At 52.0% G+C, this 17180-nt stretch carries 18 protein-coding genes; 9 read left to right on the plus strand and 9 right to left on the minus strand.

Features of this window, described 5'->3' with window-relative positions:
• Window positions 1-123: 123 nt before the first annotated feature.
• From NNO03_RS07980 to lolB, 5 genes are all read right to left on the minus strand, one after another.
• Complete coding sequence (locus NNO03_RS07980) at window positions 124-639, minus strand: GNAT family N-acetyltransferase (protein ID WP_271449251.1); 516 nt, start codon at window positions 637-639, stop codon at window positions 124-126.
• A gap of 108 nt (window positions 640-747) precedes the next feature.
• The gene (gene dauA, locus NNO03_RS07985; protein ID WP_137381682.1) at window positions 748-2427 is read right to left on the minus strand and encodes a C4-dicarboxylic acid transporter DauA; all 1680 of its coding nucleotides are present in this window, start codon (window positions 2425-2427) and stop codon (window positions 748-750) included.
• 124 nt (window positions 2428-2551) lie between these two features.
• Window positions 2552-3499: a ribose-phosphate diphosphokinase gene (prs, locus tag NNO03_RS07990; RefSeq protein WP_001518537.1), complete on the minus strand. Its 948-nt coding sequence runs from the start codon at window positions 3497-3499 to the stop codon at window positions 2552-2554.
• Window positions 3500-3765: 266 nt separating this feature from the next.
• The gene (ispE, locus tag NNO03_RS07995; RefSeq protein ID WP_271449252.1) at window positions 3766-4617 is read right to left on the minus strand and encodes a 4-(cytidine 5'-diphospho)-2-C-methyl-D-erythritol kinase; all 852 of its coding nucleotides are present in this window, start codon (window positions 4615-4617) and stop codon (window positions 3766-3768) included.
• Window positions 4614-5237: a lipoprotein insertase outer membrane protein LolB gene (lolB, locus tag NNO03_RS08000; RefSeq protein WP_271440913.1), complete on the minus strand. Its 624-nt coding sequence runs from the start codon at window positions 5235-5237 to the stop codon at window positions 4614-4616. The genes ispE and lolB overlap by 4 nt, the downstream gene beginning before the upstream one ends.
• Window positions 5238-5541: 304 nt before the next feature.
• On the opposite strand from lolB, the gene hemA reads away from it, so the two are divergent.
• From hemA to kdsA, 6 genes are read left to right on the plus strand one after another with little or no spacing between them, the layout of a single operon-like run.
• Window positions 5542-6798, plus strand: a complete 1257-nt coding sequence (hemA, locus tag NNO03_RS08005; RefSeq protein ID WP_271449253.1) for a glutamyl-tRNA reductase — start codon at window positions 5542-5544, stop codon at window positions 6796-6798.
• 41 nt (window positions 6799-6839) lie between these two features.
• A complete protein-coding gene (prfA, locus tag NNO03_RS08010) occupies window positions 6840-7922 on the plus strand; it encodes a peptide chain release factor 1 (protein WP_271440914.1) in 1083 nt (360 codons plus the stop codon).
• Window positions 7922-8755, plus strand: coding sequence for a peptide chain release factor N(5)-glutamine methyltransferase (gene prmC, locus NNO03_RS08015; protein WP_271449254.1), 834 nt, complete (start codon window positions 7922-7924; stop codon window positions 8753-8755). Before prfA ends, prmC begins: the two co-directional genes overlap by 1 nt.
• Entirely contained in the window at window positions 8752-9144 is a 393-nt protein-coding gene (sirB2, locus tag NNO03_RS08020; protein WP_271440916.1) for an invasion regulator SirB2, read from the plus strand. The genes prmC and sirB2 overlap by 4 nt, the downstream gene beginning before the upstream one ends.
• Window positions 9145-9147: 3 nt before the next feature.
• A complete protein-coding gene (sirB1, locus tag NNO03_RS08025) occupies window positions 9148-9957 on the plus strand; it encodes an invasion regulator SirB1 (protein ID WP_202038490.1) in 810 nt (269 codons plus the stop codon).
• Window positions 9958-9992: 35 nt separating this feature from the next.
• A complete protein-coding gene (gene kdsA, locus NNO03_RS08030; protein ID WP_048211463.1) occupies window positions 9993-10847 on the plus strand; it encodes a 3-deoxy-8-phosphooctulonate synthase in 855 nt (284 codons plus the stop codon).
• A gap of 46 nt (window positions 10848-10893) precedes the next feature.
• On the opposite strand, the gene bdcA is transcribed toward kdsA, so the two are convergent.
• Window positions 10894-11607, minus strand: a complete 714-nt coding sequence (gene bdcA, locus NNO03_RS08035) for an SDR family oxidoreductase (protein WP_271449255.1) — start codon at window positions 11605-11607, stop codon at window positions 10894-10896.
• A gap of 72 nt (window positions 11608-11679) precedes the next feature.
• On the opposite strand from bdcA, the gene NNO03_RS08040 reads away from it, so the two are divergent.
• Together NNO03_RS08040 and NNO03_RS08045 are read left to right on the plus strand one after the other, a co-directional pair.
• On the plus strand, window positions 11680-12273 hold the full coding sequence (locus NNO03_RS08040) for a TetR/AcrR family transcriptional regulator (protein WP_271440917.1): 594 nt from the start codon (window positions 11680-11682) through the stop codon (window positions 12271-12273).
• A 25-nt stretch (window positions 12274-12298) separates the two neighbouring features.
• Window positions 12299-13990, plus strand: a complete 1692-nt coding sequence (locus NNO03_RS08045) for an amidohydrolase (protein WP_271449256.1) — start codon at window positions 12299-12301, stop codon at window positions 13988-13990.
• Between the two features lie 54 nt (window positions 13991-14044).
• On the opposite strand, the gene chaA is transcribed toward NNO03_RS08045, so the two are convergent.
• Window positions 14045-15145: a sodium-potassium/proton antiporter ChaA gene (chaA, locus tag NNO03_RS08050; protein WP_271449257.1), complete on the minus strand. Its 1101-nt coding sequence runs from the start codon at window positions 15143-15145 to the stop codon at window positions 14045-14047.
• Between the two features lie 403 nt (window positions 15146-15548).
• On the opposite strand from chaA, the gene NNO03_RS08055 reads away from it, so the two are divergent.
• Window positions 15549-16244: a gamma-glutamylcyclotransferase gene (locus NNO03_RS08055; protein WP_101743259.1), complete on the plus strand. Its 696-nt coding sequence runs from the start codon at window positions 15549-15551 to the stop codon at window positions 16242-16244.
• A gap of 60 nt (window positions 16245-16304) precedes the next feature.
• Here the strand turns inward: NNO03_RS08055 and NNO03_RS08060 are convergent, their stop codons facing one another.
• A complete protein-coding gene (locus tag NNO03_RS08060) occupies window positions 16305-16550 on the minus strand; it encodes a DUF1883 domain-containing protein (protein ID WP_042318612.1) in 246 nt (81 codons plus the stop codon).
• A 263-nt stretch (window positions 16551-16813) separates the two neighbouring features.
• Window positions 16814-17167 carry a DsrE/DsrF/TusD sulfur relay family protein gene (locus NNO03_RS08065; RefSeq protein ID WP_137381691.1) on the minus strand — a complete coding sequence of 118 codons (354 nt, stop codon included), beginning with the start codon at window positions 17165-17167 and terminating at the stop codon, window positions 16814-16816.
• Between the last annotated feature and the right edge of the window lie 13 nt (window positions 17168-17180).

Here is a 17180-nt window from a genome sequence, read left to right on the forward strand (position 1 = left end):
AAATGTCGATAAACTAAATGAGAATTGTTTGATGTTGATCAATTAATGTTTTCTTTGCCGAGAAGACTACGATTAATAACGAAATTAATTGTGGTATTTAATTATTTGCGCGGCGTCACATTTTTATTGATGTTTGTCCATGTGCACGATTTGCTGTTCTCCACCTTCATCAAAATAGACGGTAAAGTGATTTCGCAACCAAAATTGATAGCCGCCAGGTAAAAAATGATGGGTGTGCAGATAGCGTGTTTTATATTGTTGTCGGTCGCAAAATTGTTCCGCCAGCAGGACAAGTTGGCTGCCTATGCCTTGCCGACGATATTCCTGTGCGACATAGCAGCGACAAATTTCAGCGGTTGAGGATAATTGATAGCGTCCACGCAGTGCCGGTATTCGGTCATCGTATTGGCAGACCGCCAGCGTAGCGATAAGTTTCTGTCGGTTATTCCATGCACCGATCAACAGATTTCGCGGTTGATGGAGGTAGTGTGAGCGCAGATTTAATACATCTGTATGCGGTTCAGGTGCCGGTCGGTTAGCGTTAAAATAGAGATTTAAATGGTGGATAATAAACGACTGAACGGCCGAAATATCAGCCTCGGTTATCTCACGGAATATAAATGTAGTATCAGCGTTCATCGTTGCAGATATCATCAGAACCAGGGAAACTGGATAATAGCAACTCAGACACGTTTACAGAAGAGAAGTGTTACCGGCAAGCCTGCGCAAGCCGGTAACATAGTATGATTAAATATCTGCGAGTGCGGCATCGCGGTTCGGGAAGAACGTCAGACGACCTGGGATGGGTTGGATACCCGCGCGTGCCATGGTGCGTAGCGGCTGAAACTCCAGGTTACTGATACGCAGCTCACAACCTTCCGGCAGACGTTTAACAAAACGCTGGAAGGCGTCCAGACCGCCTGCATCCAGTACCGGGACCGCGTCCCACTTCAGCACCACAATGCGTTTGCCTGCAATACGCGACTCGAGATCGGTAAATAATCCTTCCGCAGCGGCAAAGAATAGCGGGCCAATAACGCGTAGTACCAGTACGTCGTCTGGTACGTCTACGTTGACCGGAGCCAGACGCGTCATGCGCGCAATACGGCGCATAAACAGCAGCGAAGCGAGAACAATACCGACGCTGATGGCGATAACCATATCGAACAGCACCGTCAAAGACATACACATCAGCATGACGATGATGTCGTCTTTCGGCGCGTGGCGCAGCAGATCCACAACTTTATGCGCTTCGCTCATGTTCCATGCCACCATCAGCAGCAGGGCAGCCATTGCCGAAAGGGGTAGCCAGGAGAGCAGCGGGGCCAGCACCAGCAGTGCAAGGATCACCAGAATCGCGTGAATGACCGCAGAAATTGGCGATGTTGCGCCGGCACGAACGTTAGCTGCTGAACGGGCAATCGCGGCGGTGGCGGTAATACCACCAAAGAACGGGGCGACAATATTACCCAGGCCCTGACCAATCAGTTCACTATTGGCTTTATGCTTCGTCCCTGTCATTCCATCAAGCACGACAGCACACAGCAGGGATTCAATCGCCCCCAGCATCGCCATCGAGAAGGCGGCTGGTAGCAGCGCCTGCAATGAACTCCAGCTCAGCGTAAAGTTTGATTCTGGCATATTCCACGGCAATACCAGTTGGGGTAGCAACTGCGGAATACCGTTGCCTTGCGAACCATCGGCCAGAATGTAGTGAAACTGGGAACCGATAGTGGCGACATGCCCACCGCTCAGGTTAACAATACCCATTACCGCACAGCCAGCCAGCAGCGCCGGAAGGTGGCCTGGCAGACGTATCCCCAGCCGCGGCCAGAAAATCAGGATCCCCAGCGTGACCACGCCAATGGCGGCGTCGCCGAAGTTAATGGTTGGCAATGCCATAAACAGTGCACCGACCTTCTGCAGGTAGTGCTCCGGGACATGAGCCATCTGTAAACCGAGAAAATCTTTAATCTGCATGGTACCGATGGTAATACCAATACCCGATGTAAAGCCTAACGTGACTGACACGGGAATATATTCGATCAGGCGGCCAAAGCGAGCGAGGCCGAAAAGGATCAGGAATATCCCGGACATTAGCGTGGCGACCAGCAGACCTGCCAGCCCAAACTGTTGCGACACCGGATACAAAATCACCACGAAGGCGGCGGTAGGGCCAGATACGCTAAAGCGTGAGCCCCCGGTGAGGGCGATAACAATCCCAGCCACGGCCGAGGTGTACAGGCCGTACTGTGGTGCAACGCCACTACCGATTGCCAGTGCCATTGCCAGCGGAATCGCAATGATCCCAACGGTAATCCCGGCGATCAGGTCACGAGTAAAACGTGAGGCGGTATACTTTTCTTTCCAACAAGCGTCGATGAGGGCGCGGAAAGGCATCACATGTGAGGAAAATAATCTGTTCACAATAATGTTTCATCCATGAGCGCATCATCTATCTAAAAAACGATAGTTGAAGTTGGCATAAATCATACAAATAAATAAAACGGATAAAAAAACCCGCCGCAGCGGGTTTTTGAGCCGGGCTCGATTAATGCTCGAACATAGCAGAGATGGATTCTTCGTTGCTGATACGACGAATCGCTTCGGCCAGCATACCCGACAGAGTCAACGTACGCACGTTTGGCAGTGCTTTGATTTCGTCGGTCAGTGGAATGGTGTCACAGACAACGACTTCATCAATTACTGAGTTGCGCAGGTTGTTTGCCGCATTACCTGAGAAGATCGGGTGAGTTGCATAAGCAAATACGCGTTTGGCACCACGTTCTTTCAGCGCTTCAGCTGCTTTACACAGCGTACCGCCAGTATCGATCATGTCATCAACCAGCACGCAGTCACGGCCCGCAACGTCACCAATGATGTGCATCACCTGAGAAACGTTCGCACGTGGGCGACGTTTATCGATGATAGCCATATCGGTATCGTTCAGCAGTTTAGCGATAGCGCGGGCACGCACGACGCCACCGATGTCTGGAGAAACCACAATCGGGTTGTCCAGATTCAGCTGCAGCATGTCTTCTAACAGAATCGGGCTACCGAATACGTTATCAACCGGCACATCAAAGAAGCCCTGGATCTGTTCAGCATGCAGGTCAACGGTGAGGACGCGGTCTACGCCAACGCTGGACAGGAAGTCCGCGACGACTTTAGCGGTAATCGGTACACGAGCAGAACGTACGCGACGATCCTGACGTGCATAGCCGAAGTAAGGGATAACGGCGGTGATACGGCCTGCGGAAGCACGGCGCAGCGCATCAACCATAACGACCAATTCCATCAGGTTGTCGTTAGTAGGGGCACAAGTGGACTGGATGATGAAAATATCACCACCGCGTACATTTTCATTAATTTGTACGCTGACTTCGCCGTCGCTAAAGCGACCTACAGCGGCGTCGCCGAGTGAAGTGTACAGGCGGTTGGCAATACGTTGTGCTAGTTCCGGGGTGGCGTTACCAGCAAAAAGCTTCATATCAGGCACGAGAAGAACCTCAGGCATGCGTCCATTGGTGGAAAGAATCTGCCGAAAACTGTGCGGGCCAGGCAGTATCCTCTCCAGGCGGTGTATTAAAGAGCGCGATGCAACGTCTGGAACAGGGTGACGTTGTCACCGCAACTCAGCTTGCCCGGCTTACTCGGCATCACTCACGTTTCATGTGCGCTGGCATCAATTTCTCACACCAGTCACATACCTTTGTATGTGTCTGGCGATTCGTCATCTCGCCATCTTCCTGAAACCCAAATGATTTAGAGTAGCGCTCTGTGCAATGGGGAGAGGTTTACACCTTTCGCCACAAAGCCTTTGAGCCAATCCGGGGCTTGCTCAAGCACCTGGCGAGCATGGGACTCAGTGTCAAATTCAGCAAAGACACAAGCCCCTGTACCAGTCAGGCGCGACGGCGCGTATTCTAACAGCCAGGAAAGCGCCGCATCAACCTCGCGAAAACGTTTTCTTGCGATAACCTCGCAATCATTGCCGAATTCACATTTTAGTAACGTTTCTATTGACCTTTTTGGCGTGTTACGGGGGAGGTCTGGATCTTTAAAAATCACCGGCGTTGGAATACTGACTCCCGGATGGGCGACCAGGTACCACTTTTCTGCTGGATTGACCGGCGTCAGGATTTCTCCTACGCCTTCAGCAAAGGCTGCATGACCGCGTACGAATACCGGTACGTCAGCACCCAGCGTTAAGCCCATTATCGCCAGTTCATCTACAGACAACCCACACTGCCATAGGTGATTCAGTGCCACTAACACGGTGGCGGCATTCGATGAGCCACCGCCCAGACCACCACCCATCGGCAGCCGCTTGAGAATGCTGATGTCTGCACCACTGCCGGCTGGCAGGCGACCACGTTCCGCGGCGGTTTTCATGAGCAAGCGTGCGGCGCGCACAATCAGGTTGTCTTCATGCTCAACACCATCAACAGGCGTTAACAGGTGAATTTCACCGTCATTGCGTACGTTGATACTGATCTCGTCGCCATAATCGAGAAACTGAAACAGCGTTTGTAGCGTGTGATAACCGTCCGCACGTTGTCCGGTGATGTATAAAAACAGATTCAGTTTCGCCGGAGAGGGCCAGTGGGTCATCATTTCACAATCCAGTTATCCATTTTCAGCTTAATGCGCTGGTCACCGTCGGACAGCTCCATATTTGCAGGCATCGCCGGCTGCGTTTTGCTGTCGTAGGCGCTGTACACGACTTTCCAGCTTTTACCCTCTTTACTGTAATTCACTTCGCTCAGACGGTATTGATCGTCGAGTTTGTAATCTGTTGCATCGCCTGGCAAACCAAGGATCCACTGGCGCAGGCTGTTCAGCGGGATGGGCATCCCGGTCAGTTTGCCAATCATTTCTTCAGCGTCGTCAGCGGTGTAGTGCTTCCCTTTGTTGTCGACGAGTTCCACGTTGCCCGGTTGCGCGTTCAGCTCCAGTTCGGTACTCCCCAACGGATTGGTCAGCAGAAGGCGATAGCGATCCTGGCCAGTTTGCTGCCAGAAAAAGCGGGCATACACTTTCTGCTGGTCGGAAATATAGGCAAACGCACCGCGTGTCTGATATTGGTTCAGTGCGCGTACTTCCTGCTGGTGCTGGCGCCACTGTGGAGAGTCGGGGCTTTTGCCGGGGCCTTTCGGCGCGTTGAGCGCACAGGCGGTGAGAACCAGGCTTGCCAGCGGCAACAGACGGATCAGGCGAAAATCAGGCAGGGTCATAATGATGACAAATCCTTGTAATACGGTGCATTAATTGCCTGATGGCGCGGCGCTTATCAGGCCTACAAACTGAATCCGCAGGTCGGGTAAGACGCGTTTTTCGCCATCCAGCAAAATCATGCCAGCGGTTGCAGTTATAACCCTTAATGCTAGCGCCGACCGTGAATATCGTCTACGGTCACGTTATCTTAATTTAAACCGTAAGCTATTACTCCAAAAGGGGGCAGTCTCTTTTATTGGCCGCACGCATCCTGTATGATGCACGCAGTCTAACCTTATCAACGCTGGTACTATTCCCGCACACATGACCCTTTTAGCGCTTGGTATTAACCATAAAACGGCACCTGTATCGCTGCGAGAACGCGTAACGTTTTCGCCGGACACGCTCGATCAGGCGCTGGACAGCCTGCTTGCGCAGCCAATGGTGCAGGGCGGGGTAGTGCTGTCGACGTGTAACCGCACAGAGCTGTATCTCAGCGTAGAAGAGCAGGATAACCTGCAGGAAGCGCTGATTCGCTGGCTGTGTGAGTACCACAATCTGAACGAAGAAGATCTGCGCAGTAGCCTCTACTGGCACCAGGACAACGATGCTGTCAGCCATCTGATGCGCGTTGCCAGTGGTCTGGATTCACTGGTGCTCGGTGAACCACAGATTCTCGGTCAGGTGAAAAAAGCGTTTGCGGATTCGCAAAAAGGCCACCTGAACGCCAGTGCGCTGGAACGTATGTTCCAGAAATCATTCTCCGTCGCGAAACGTGTACGCACAGAAACAGATATCGGTGCCAGCGCGGTGTCAGTCGCCTTTGCTGCCTGTACGCTGGCGCGTCAGATCTTTGAATCCCTTTCCACGGTAACGGTGTTGTTAGTGGGTGCCGGCGAGACCATCGAACTGGTGGCGCGACATCTGCGTGAGCACAAAGTGAAGAAGATGATCATCGCTAACCGCACACGTGAGCGTGCGCAGGTGCTGGCCGATGAAGTCGGCGCCGAGGTGATTTCTCTGAGCGATATTGATGCCCGCTTACAGGATGCCGATATTATTATCAGTTCTACCGCCAGCCCGCTGCCGATAATCGGCAAGGGGATGGTCGAACGTGCGCTAAAAAATCGCCGTAATCAGCCTATGCTGCTGGTTGATATTGCGGTACCGCGCGACGTTGAACCGGAAGTGGGCAAACTGTCCAACGCCTATTTGTACAGTGTTGACGACCTGCAAAGCATCATTTCGCATAACCTGGCGCAGCGCAAAGCGGCCGCCGTGGAAGCGGAAACCATCGTGGCGCAGGAAACCAGCGAGTTTATGGCCTGGCTGCGAGCACAAAGCGCAAGCGAGACCATCCGCGATTATCGCAGCCAGTCTGAACAAATCCGTGATGAACTGACCGCCAAAGCGTTGTCTGCTCTGGAACAGGGCGGTGATGCGCAAGCCATTATGCAGGACCTGGCGTGGAAGCTGACTAACCGCCTGATCCACGCACCAACTAAATCACTTCAACAGGCCGCCCGTGACGGGGACAGTGAACGCCTGAATATTCTGCGCGACAGCCTCGGGCTGGAGTAGCAGTACACCAATCTCATTTTTTACAGGGTGCATTTACGCCTATGAAGCCTTCTATCGTTGCCAAACTGGAAGCCCTGCATGAACGCCATGAAGAAGTTCAGGCGCTGCTCGGTGATGCGGGAACCATCGCAGACCAGGAACGTTTTCGTGCATTGTCGCGCGAATATGCGCAATTAAGTGATGTTTCCCGTTGTTTTACGGACTGGCAACAGGTTCAGGAAGATATCGAAACGGCACAGATGATGCTCGACGATCCTGAAATGCGTGAAATGGCGCAGGATGAACTGCGCGAAGCAAAAGAAAAATGTGAACAACTGGAACAGCATCTGCAGGTTCTGCTGTTGCCAACCGATCCTGATGATGAACGTAACGCCTTCCTTGAAGTGCGTGCGGGAACCGGTGGTGATGAAGCGGCACTGTTTGCGGGTGATTTGTTCCGCATGTACAGCCGTTATGCTGAATCGCGTCGCTGGCGGGTAGAGATCATGAGCGCCAACGAAGGCGAACATGGTGGCTACAAAGAAATTATTGCTAAAGTCAGCGGCGACGGTGTCTACGGTCGACTGAAATTTGAGTCCGGTGGTCATCGCGTACAGCGCGTTCCGGCGACCGAATCTCAGGGACGTATCCATACTTCTGCCTGTACAGTAGCGGTGATGCCGGAACTGCCGGACGCAGAGTTGCCGGATATCAATCCAGCCGATCTGCGAATTGATACTTTCCGGTCATCGGGGGCGGGTGGTCAGCACGTTAACACCACCGACTCAGCAATCCGTATTACTCACTTGCCAACTGGTATCGTGGTGGAGTGTCAGGACGAACGTTCGCAGCATAAAAACAAAGCGAAAGCGATGTCGGTGTTGGGGGCGCGTATTCGTGCCGCCGAAGTGGCCAGACGTCAACAGGCGGAAGCCTCTGAGCGGCGTAACCTGTTGGGCAGCGGCGATCGTAGCGATCGCAATCGTACCTATAACTTCCCGCAGGGGCGTGTGACCGATCACCGCATCAACCTGACGCTGTACCGTCTGGATGAAGCGATGGAAGGTAAACTGGATATGCTTATTGAGCCGATTGTCCAGGAATATCAGGCCGATCAGTTGGCGGCGTTGTCCGAGCAAGATTAATGGATTATCAGCAATGGTTGCGTGAAGCAATCAGCCAGTTACAGACCAGTGAAAGTCCACGCCGTGATGCCGAGATCATACTTGAGTTCGTCACAGGCAAAGGGCGAACCTATATTCTGGCTTTTGGCGAAACGCAATTAACCGAAGCGCAGTGTGAACAGCTGAACGCGCTGGTGGCGCGCCGTCAGCGGGGGGAACCCGTCGCGCACTTAACCGGTGTTCGTGAATTCTGGTCGCTGCCGCTGTTTGTTTCACCCGCCACGCTCATTCCGCGTCCGGATACCGAGTGTCTGGTTGAACAGGCATTGGCGCGTTTGCCTGCCTCGCCGTGCCGTATTCTTGATCTGGGCACTGGTACTGGTGCCATCGCGCTGGCGCTGGCGTCTGAGCGTCCGGATTGCACGGTGACAGCAGTTGACCGCATGCAGGATGCCGTAGAACTGGCAAACCGCAATCGACTGAATCTGGCCATCGACAATGTGCGAGTGTTGCAAAGCGACTGGTTCAGCGCCTTGTCGGGACAACAGTTTGAGATGATCGTCAGTAACCCGCCATACATCGATGAGCAGGATCCGCATCTGGCACAGGGCGATGTGCGCTTTGAGCCACTGTCGGCGCTGGTCGCAGGCGAGAATGGTCTGGCGGATATAATGCTTATCATCGACCAGTCTCGCCGAGTTTTGACCACTGGCGGTTATCTGTTGCTGGAGCATGGCTGGCAGCAGGGCGAGGCCGTCCGTGATGCCTTTACCCGCGCGGGTTACCAGGCGGTTGAAACCTGTCGTGACTATGGCGGCAACGAGCGGATTACGCTCGGGCGCATCCCATCATGAATTCGTTCAGCACGCTACTCACTGTTCATCTCGTTAGCATCGTGCTTTCTGTCGGGCTACTCACGTTGCGTTTTTGGTGGCGTTCTACCAATACACGCCTGGCATCAGCGCGCTGGACGCGTATTCTGCCACCGATCATTGATACCGTTTTACTTCTCAGCGGCGTGGCGTTGATCGCTAAAACGCACATCCTGCCATTCACCGAACAGGGGACATGGCTGACTGAAAAGCTGTTTGGGGTTATCATTTACATCGTTTTGGGTTTTATTGCGCTCGATTACCGTCGGGCGCGCAGCCAGCAGGCGCGATTAATCGCATTTCCGCTGGCGCTGGTGGTGCTGTACATCATCATTAAACTCGCCACCACAAAAATACCGTTACTGGGGTAAGTCATGAGGTCGTTAGCTGATTTCGAATTTAATAAAGCGCCGTTATGTGATGGGATGATCCTGGCGTCGGAGTCAATCCGTCTGGATTTTCCAACACAAACTGTCTACGACGAACTGGAACGTCTGGTTAGTCAGGCGCAAGAAGAAATTAGCCAGCTCCTGTCTCAGGATGAGCAACTGGAAAAACTGCTGGCACTTTTTTATGGCGAATGGGGGTTTACGGACACCCACGGCGTCTACCGTCTTTCTGATGCACTATGGCTCGACCAGGTCCTGAAAAATCGTCAGGGCAGTGCGGTTTCACTCGGTGCCATCTTATTGTGGATTGCTAACCGACTGGATCTGCCGTTGGTTCCGGTGATTTTCCCGACGCAGCTGATCCTGCGTATTGAATCGCTGGAAGGTGAGATGTGGTTGATCAACCCGTTCAATGGCGAAACGTTAAATGAACACACGTTGGAAGTGTGGCTGAAGGGTAACATTAGCCCGGTTGCTGAACTGTTCAACGAGGACCTTGACGAAGCGGATAACGCGGAAGTGATCCGCAAACTGCTCGACACGCTGAAATCTTCGCTAATGGAAGAGAGGCAAATGGAACTGGCGCTGCGAGCCAGCGAAGCATTACTGCAGTTTAATCCTGAGGATCCGTATGAAATACGCGATCGCGGATTGATTTACGCGCAGCTGGAATGTGAACATGTTGCGCTGACAGATTTAAGTTATTTCGTTGAGCAATGTCCGGAAGACCCGATCAGCGAAATGATCCGTGCGCAGATTAATACTATTTCGCACAAGCAAATTGTATTGCATTGATTAATAACACTTTACCTACCGTTTAAGGCGATCCTATGAAACAAAAAGTGGTTAGCATTGGCGACATCAACGTGGCAAATGACCTGCCGTTCGTGCTGTTTGGCGGAATGAACGTGCTGGAATCCCGCGATCTGGCGATGCGCATTTGTGAGCACTACGTAACCGTTACTCAAAAGCTGGGTATCCCTTACGTGTTCAAAGCCTCCTTTGATAAAGCCAACCGTTCTTCCATCCACTCTTACCGTGGGCCAGGCCTTGAAGAAGGGATGAAAATCTTCCAGGAACTGAAGCAGACGTTTGGCGTAAAAGTGATCACCGACGTTCATGAAGCCAGCCAGGCACAGCCTGTTGCTGATGTGGTGGATGTGATTCAGCTTCCGGCATTCCTCGCACGTCAGACCGATCTGGTAGAAGCGATGGCGAAAACGGGCGCTGTTATTAACGTGAAAAAACCGCAATTCGTGAGCCCGGGCCAGATGGGCAATATCGTGGATAAATTCCATGAAGGCGGTAACGACAAGGTTATCCTGTGCGACCGTGGTGCGAACTTTGGTTATGACAACCTGGTTGTCGATATGCTGGGCTTTAGCGTGATGAAGAAAGTTTCCGGTAACTCTCCGGTGATTTTTGACGTCACCCACGCGCTGCAGTGCCGCGATCCGTTTGGCGCAGCAAGCGGCGGCCGTCGCGCACAGGTTACCGAACTGGCTCGTGCCGGTATGGCGGTAGGCCTGGCGGGTCTGTTTATTGAAGCGCACCCGGATCCAGCCCATGCCAAATGCGACGGTCCGTCCGCGCTGCCGTTGGCGAAACTGGAACAGTTCCTCACGCAGATTAAAGCAATCGACGATCTGGTGAAAAGCTTCGATGAGCTGGACACTGAAAACTAAGAGCGTTGAACAGGCCGGGGGATATTCCTCCGGCCTGTTATTCCCATCAGGCGCCAAACGCGCCGTCAATAGTATGCATTGCGCCTGTCACAAACCCTGCTTCAGGGCCAGCAAGCCAGGCAACCATTCCGGCAACTTCTTCCGGTCGCCCATGTCGTTTTAGCGCCATAAAGCTGTGCATCAGCTCTTTCAACGGACCTTCTGCCGGATTGGCATCGGTATCAATCGGGCCAGGTTGCACAACGTTCACCGTAATACCACGCGGACCAAAATCACGAGCCAACCCTCTTGCCATCCCTTGTAGTGCCGACTTGCTCAACGCATATGAAGCCATACCGGCAATGGGCATACGGTCACCGTTTACTGAACCGATAATGATGATTCGTCCACCCTCAGGCATCTGGCGTGCAGCCTCCACCGCGGCGTAGTAGGGGGCGTGAATATTAATGCGGAAAAGACGATCAACTTCATCAGGATCCTGATCCAGCGCGTCGCCGAACAGGATAATCCCGGCGTTAACGACCAACACATCTAACGGGCCACTTTCCCTCACCCGTGCGATAACGTCCTCGCGTTTGGCACTGTCGGTTTGCGCCGTGCGGGTGCCAGTTTCATCGGCCAGCGTTTTGGCGGCGTCAGGAGAGCCGGAATACGTGAAGGTGACGGATGCCCCCTCCGCGGCGAAACGGCGTACAATTGCCGCGCCGATCCCACGACTACCACCAAGAACCAGCACCGATTTACCCTTGAATGAAGACATCAGATACTCCTTGAACAATTATGTAGTGATCGATATATAATGGCCGCATGGTTTTCTGTCAATGGATTTATAATGATCACTACAAAATGTTCGCGTGCGCCGGGGCGACCGCGTAATTTTGACCCGGAACAGGCGGTTGCGACGGTACAACGTTTATTTCACGCCCACGGCTACGATACTGTTAGTGTGGCGGATGTCACTCAGGTTCTGGGTATCAAACCCCCCAGTTTCTACGCGGCTTTCGGGAATAAGCTCGGCCTCTATCAGCGAGTATTGAGCCGTTACGTGCAAACCGATGCGATCCCTTTTGACGATATTTTACGTGCGGACAGGCCCGTTGCTGACTGTCTGGCAACGCTGCTTGAGGAAGCGGCACGTCATTACGCTGCGGATCCTGATGCGGCAGGATGTTTAGTGCTGGAGGGAACACATTGCAATGATCCTGAGGCGCGCAATGCCGCCCGCGCGTTCTACTCGATTGCTGAAAATAAGATCCATAACTTTATTGCCCAGCGTTACCCCGCAGAGGCGAAAAGTATGACTGATTACGTCTGTACCACGATGTTGGGTTTGTCGGGAAAAGCGCGTTGCGGACACTCGCTTGAACAACTGGTATCCAGCGCGCAACTTGCCAGCCTTGCGTTTCGGCACAGGTTTCCTGATTAGCTATGCACAAAAAAGGAAGATAAACATGATGAGTAAAATGGGCCTTTGCTTCAAAACGCCTCCTCCTGCAATTCGTAATATAGCGTTGGCTGCAATGCTGATGGGAACATCCTCTTTGGCTTCTGCACAGGATAAGGCTGATGTTATTTTGTATAACGGCCAGCTTATTACCATGGACGAACAACAGCCAAACGCGCAGGCTCTGGCGGTAAAAGGGCAACACATTATTGCTGTCGGAAATAATGACGAGATTAAAAAATGGTCAGGACAGAATACGCGAGAAATTAACCTGGCGGGTAAAACGGTTATCCCTGGATTAATTGATGCGCATCTGCATGGTATTCGCGGAGGAAGGACGTTCTTATTCGAAACCTACTGGTTTGATGCCAAAACGTTACCTGATGCTCTGCGCAAACTGTCGCAATCGGCAGAAGAGAAAAATACGGCGCAGTGGGTGGCCGTGGTGGGATCATGGATACCTGAACAATTTGCCGAAAAGCGAGACCCAACCCTACAGGAACTTAATCAGGCGCTGCCTGCAAATCCTGCGTATGTTCAGAGCCTTTATGACTATGCGTTGTTAAATCAACACGCTATTGATGTTCTCAAGCTTAACAGCCCTACGCCAGCTATCCCCGCTGGGATAGTTATAGAGCGCAACGATAAAGGTTTTGCCACGGGGAAATTACGCGGCACCATTGGCAGTTTTAACCAACTTTTCGCTCAGATCAGTCAGGATAATAATGTAGGAGAAAACCTCAATGCCTTTATTCACTATTTAAATAAACGGGGTGTAGTGGGTTTTATTGACCCTTCAGCTGGGCAAGAACAGGCTTATCGCGATTTCTTTAGATTTCAGCAACAGCCGCCAATGAGGATGCGTGTTGGATATCGCTTATCTGCACCGCCCGGTAATGAGACCGAGTGGTTTAAACAGCGTCTGGCGTTTCGTCCGGCAGTGCATGATGATGGGAAAATATCCTTCTTAGGTTTTGGTGAAAGCCTGGTGCTGGAAATGAATGATGGCGTGCGGATGTCATCCGGATTTAGTTCATCGCCAGATGCCAAAAATGAACAATATAAGGTGTTACAGCTGGCGGCGCAGGAAGGTGTCCCCGTTGAAATACATGCTTATACCGATGATAGCGCAGACGCAATTTTGGATGTCATTAGCGAGGTGGCGAAATCACATGATATTTCCCAGCTTCGCTGGTCAATTGCCCATTTAAATACCGGTACGGCAGAGACGATAGCCCGGATGAAGCAATTAGGTTTAGCCTATTCTGTACAGATGGGGCCGTATTTTGAATCTCCCGCCATTGAACGCGCTAATGGCAACGCCGTTGCAGCACAGTCATCCCCCATTCAACCCGCACTTGAGCAAGGCGTGATCGTTGCCGGGGGGACGGATGCGACAAGAATAGGCGTTGCGGGTGTGTGGCATGCCATTGAATACCATGTGACGGGGAAAGCGCTCGATGGCTCTGTGCGTGACGAGAAACGCCGGGTCAGCCGGGAAGATGCGTTAAAAATGTATACGCTAAACGCCGCCTGGCTGGCATTTGCCGAACAGCAGAGAGGGAGTTTACGCGCAGGCAAGCTCGCTGATTTTGCCGTTCTGGATCAGGATATTCTGGCCGTTGCGGCAGATAAACTGCACCAGACACAAGCGCTATTCACGTTTGTGGATGGCCAGCAGGTTTATCCAGAGCAATAAGCATGGATAAAAAACGGCCCTGTAAAGGGCCGTGGGTTGCACCTGAATCGATTATCAGGCGAATATCGTCATCAGGTAGGCGATAAACAGTGCCAGATGCGCTGCACCGTTGAGCACATTGGTGCGTCCGGTGGAGAAGGAGATATGGCACAGCACCAGCGAAGAAACCATGACAATCATCTCTGGGGCGCCCAGCGCGAACACCAGGTCATTCCCCGTTGCCCACGCAATCAGTGTGACGACAGGTACGGTCAGTGAGATGGTGGCAAGTACCGAGCCGAAGAATAAATTCATCGCTCGCTGCACCTGGTTGTTCAGGACCGCTTTCAGCGCACCTAAACCCTCTGGGGAGAGAATAAGCAACGCCACCAGGAAACCGGTAAATGCCACGGGTGCATTCAACTCAGTGAGTAATGTTTCCAGCGGATTGGCATTCATTTTGGTAACGGCAATAACGGCAATCAAATGGATGACAAGCCAGGCGGCGTGCCATAGATTGCTGTGCGCTGAAGGTTTACCGTGATGTGGGTCGTCGTCGTCGCCCTCATCTTCATGCTCGTAAATAAACAGGCTCTGGTGTGTTTTGGTCTGGATCAACAAAAATACGCCGTACATTGCTGCTGAAATTAACGCCACCAGCAGTGCCTGTGCAGTGGTGAAATTCGCTCCCGGTAATGCCATCGGGAATACCAGCACGATAATGGCCAGCGGGAATAAAGCGATTAAATACTGCTTAATACCGAACAGGTTCATATACTGGGTAGCAAATTTTCGGCCGCCCAACAGTAATGAAAACCCGACCAGCCCACCGGTTACGATCATAATGATGGAATAGAGCGTATCGCGCATTAGCGTGGGCGCGGCGTCACCGGTTGCCATTAATGCGGAAATTAAACTGACTTCGAGAATAACCACCGAAAGGCTGAGAATCAGCGAGCCATAGGGCTCACCAAGTCGGTGAGCTAATACGTCTGCATGACGGACAACGCTGAATGCGCTACTTAATATACCAACAAGGGCTAGTGCGTTAATGCCGATGACCACTGGTAGTGACTGACTGCTCCCCCAAAAGAACAGTACTACCAGCGCCAAGATCGGAAAGGCGAGTGAGGTCTCCTTGTGGCGGGTTTTTACCGCCTCATGTGCATGTGTCATGTAATTCATTCTCCATCTCTGCAGGTGCTTATAATTATAAATGTATTAAAGAATGTAAAAAATAACAGATCTTTCGGTATTTCCGATCTGATTTTACGTAATTTTACGGCATGGACCATTTTTTGCATCAAAGCGAACAAAATGATGTGTCTTGTTTAGAGAGTATTTAAATAACAAGATGTTAGGTTTCTGAATCAATCAAAATATCACACGATGATATGCTAACAGTCGCGCCATACCGGGACATAAAAAGAGGATATAAAGTGCCGTTGAGCCTTTGTTGCCTTGCATGCAGCCGGTGAATTGCCTATTGTCCTGGTATTGGTTTCAAAATGAGCAGTAAAAAAGCCTGGAAGGCGTCAAAAAAGTTGTCGCAGGGAAGTTGCAGTGGCGGAGGTGTAAGGTGTTAACGCGTGATTTTTTATTGAATGCTGACTGTAAGACGGCATTTGGTGATATTGAAGAATCACTACTCTGGTCGGCGGAACAACGGGCAGCCTCACTGGCCGCCACGCTTGCCTGCCGTCCAGATGATGGACCGGTGTGGATCTTTGGTTATGGATCGTTGATGTGGAACCCGGCGTTAGAGTTTGAAGAGTCCTGTACTGGGACATTAGTCGGCTGGCATCGCGCATTTTGTTTGCGCCTGACGGCAGGGCGAGGAACGGCGTGTCAGCCGGGACGGATGTTGGCCCTGAAAGAGGGGGGGCGCACTACGGGTGTGGCATACCGTTTACCGGATGCCTCGCTGGAGCAAGAGCTGTCCCTGCTGTGGAAGCGTGAAATGATCACCGGATGTTATCTTCCAACCTGGTGTCAGCTCACGCTGGATGATGGCCGAACGGTGAGCGCGCTGGTCTTTATTATGGATCCGCGACATCCATTGTTTGAGTCCGATACCCGTGCTCAGGTTATCGCGCCGCTTATTGCTTCTGCCAGTGGACCATTGGGAACCAACGCGCAATATCTGTTCTCGCTGGAACAGGAATTGGTGAAGTTGGGGATGCAGGATGACTGTCTTAACGATCTGGTGATTACGGTCAAAAGATTGTTGGGAGAGAACCTGCCGGAAGGCGTTATGCGCCCCGGATTTGCCTAAGCGTTGCCGGGTTATCTGTTGTGTGCCCGATAAGCGTAGCTGCTTTCGGGCATTACATCATCAGGCTGCAATATAACTGATTGAATGCTCCAGAGACTGGCTGTGGCTGTCGATCAGCACGTTCCAGACGCCGGTATACGGTACGGTCAGCCATGCATTATCACGATTCTGCACGCTTAAAATGTCGGTCTGCGTGTCTTTGACGTGATTTTTCTCGCTCATCAGATGGATGTGACATCGCTCTGAACAGCGTACCACCACCGTATCTCCACCAAATAATTTCAAACTTGCCTTCACTAATGCCATTTTTCACCCCGTTCTTGAAAACAACGTACTTTCTGTCGAAAGTGCTGCGTGATGTTGTTCACATTTCACTCATTGCATAACACCAAAGGGGAGGGCGTGGGATGCTGATTTTGATCAAAAAATGGCATAACGGTTAAACAAAAATGACAAAATCCCTTAAAAGGGTTGAAAGGGCGAGCTTACGTTTAACGAAACCGCGCCCATCTGAGATTAAATCGGGAAATTTCCGGCACTTTCAGTACGCTTGCCTGAAAGGGTTGGCATCAGAAGGTCAAAACCTTATCTGCTGCCAGCGTCCACTGAGCCAGTTCCACCAGCGTACCGACTTCAACGCCATCAATTAGCGGCAGGGCGGTGATCCCGCGGCCATCGGTACAGGTTTTGCAGAGTTTTACCGGAACGTTTTGTGCTGTCAGGATTTCCAGCATTTGCTGAATATTATAACCTTCTGCGGGTTTCTGCCCGCGCAGCCCTGCAGTGACGGCATCCGACATTAAAAACAGACGCAGGTCGAGGCTGCCCTCCTGCTCGCGCAGAGCGATGGCCAGACGCAGACTGTTGAATAACGACTCGCTTCCATAGGCTGCACCGTTCGCGATGATCACTATCTTTTGCATTTTGACTCCTGTT

Origin of the sequence: Citrobacter sp. Igbk 16, from assembly GCF_028069755.1 — a bacterium.
Lineage (GTDB): Bacteria > Pseudomonadota > Gammaproteobacteria > Enterobacterales > Enterobacteriaceae > Citrobacter.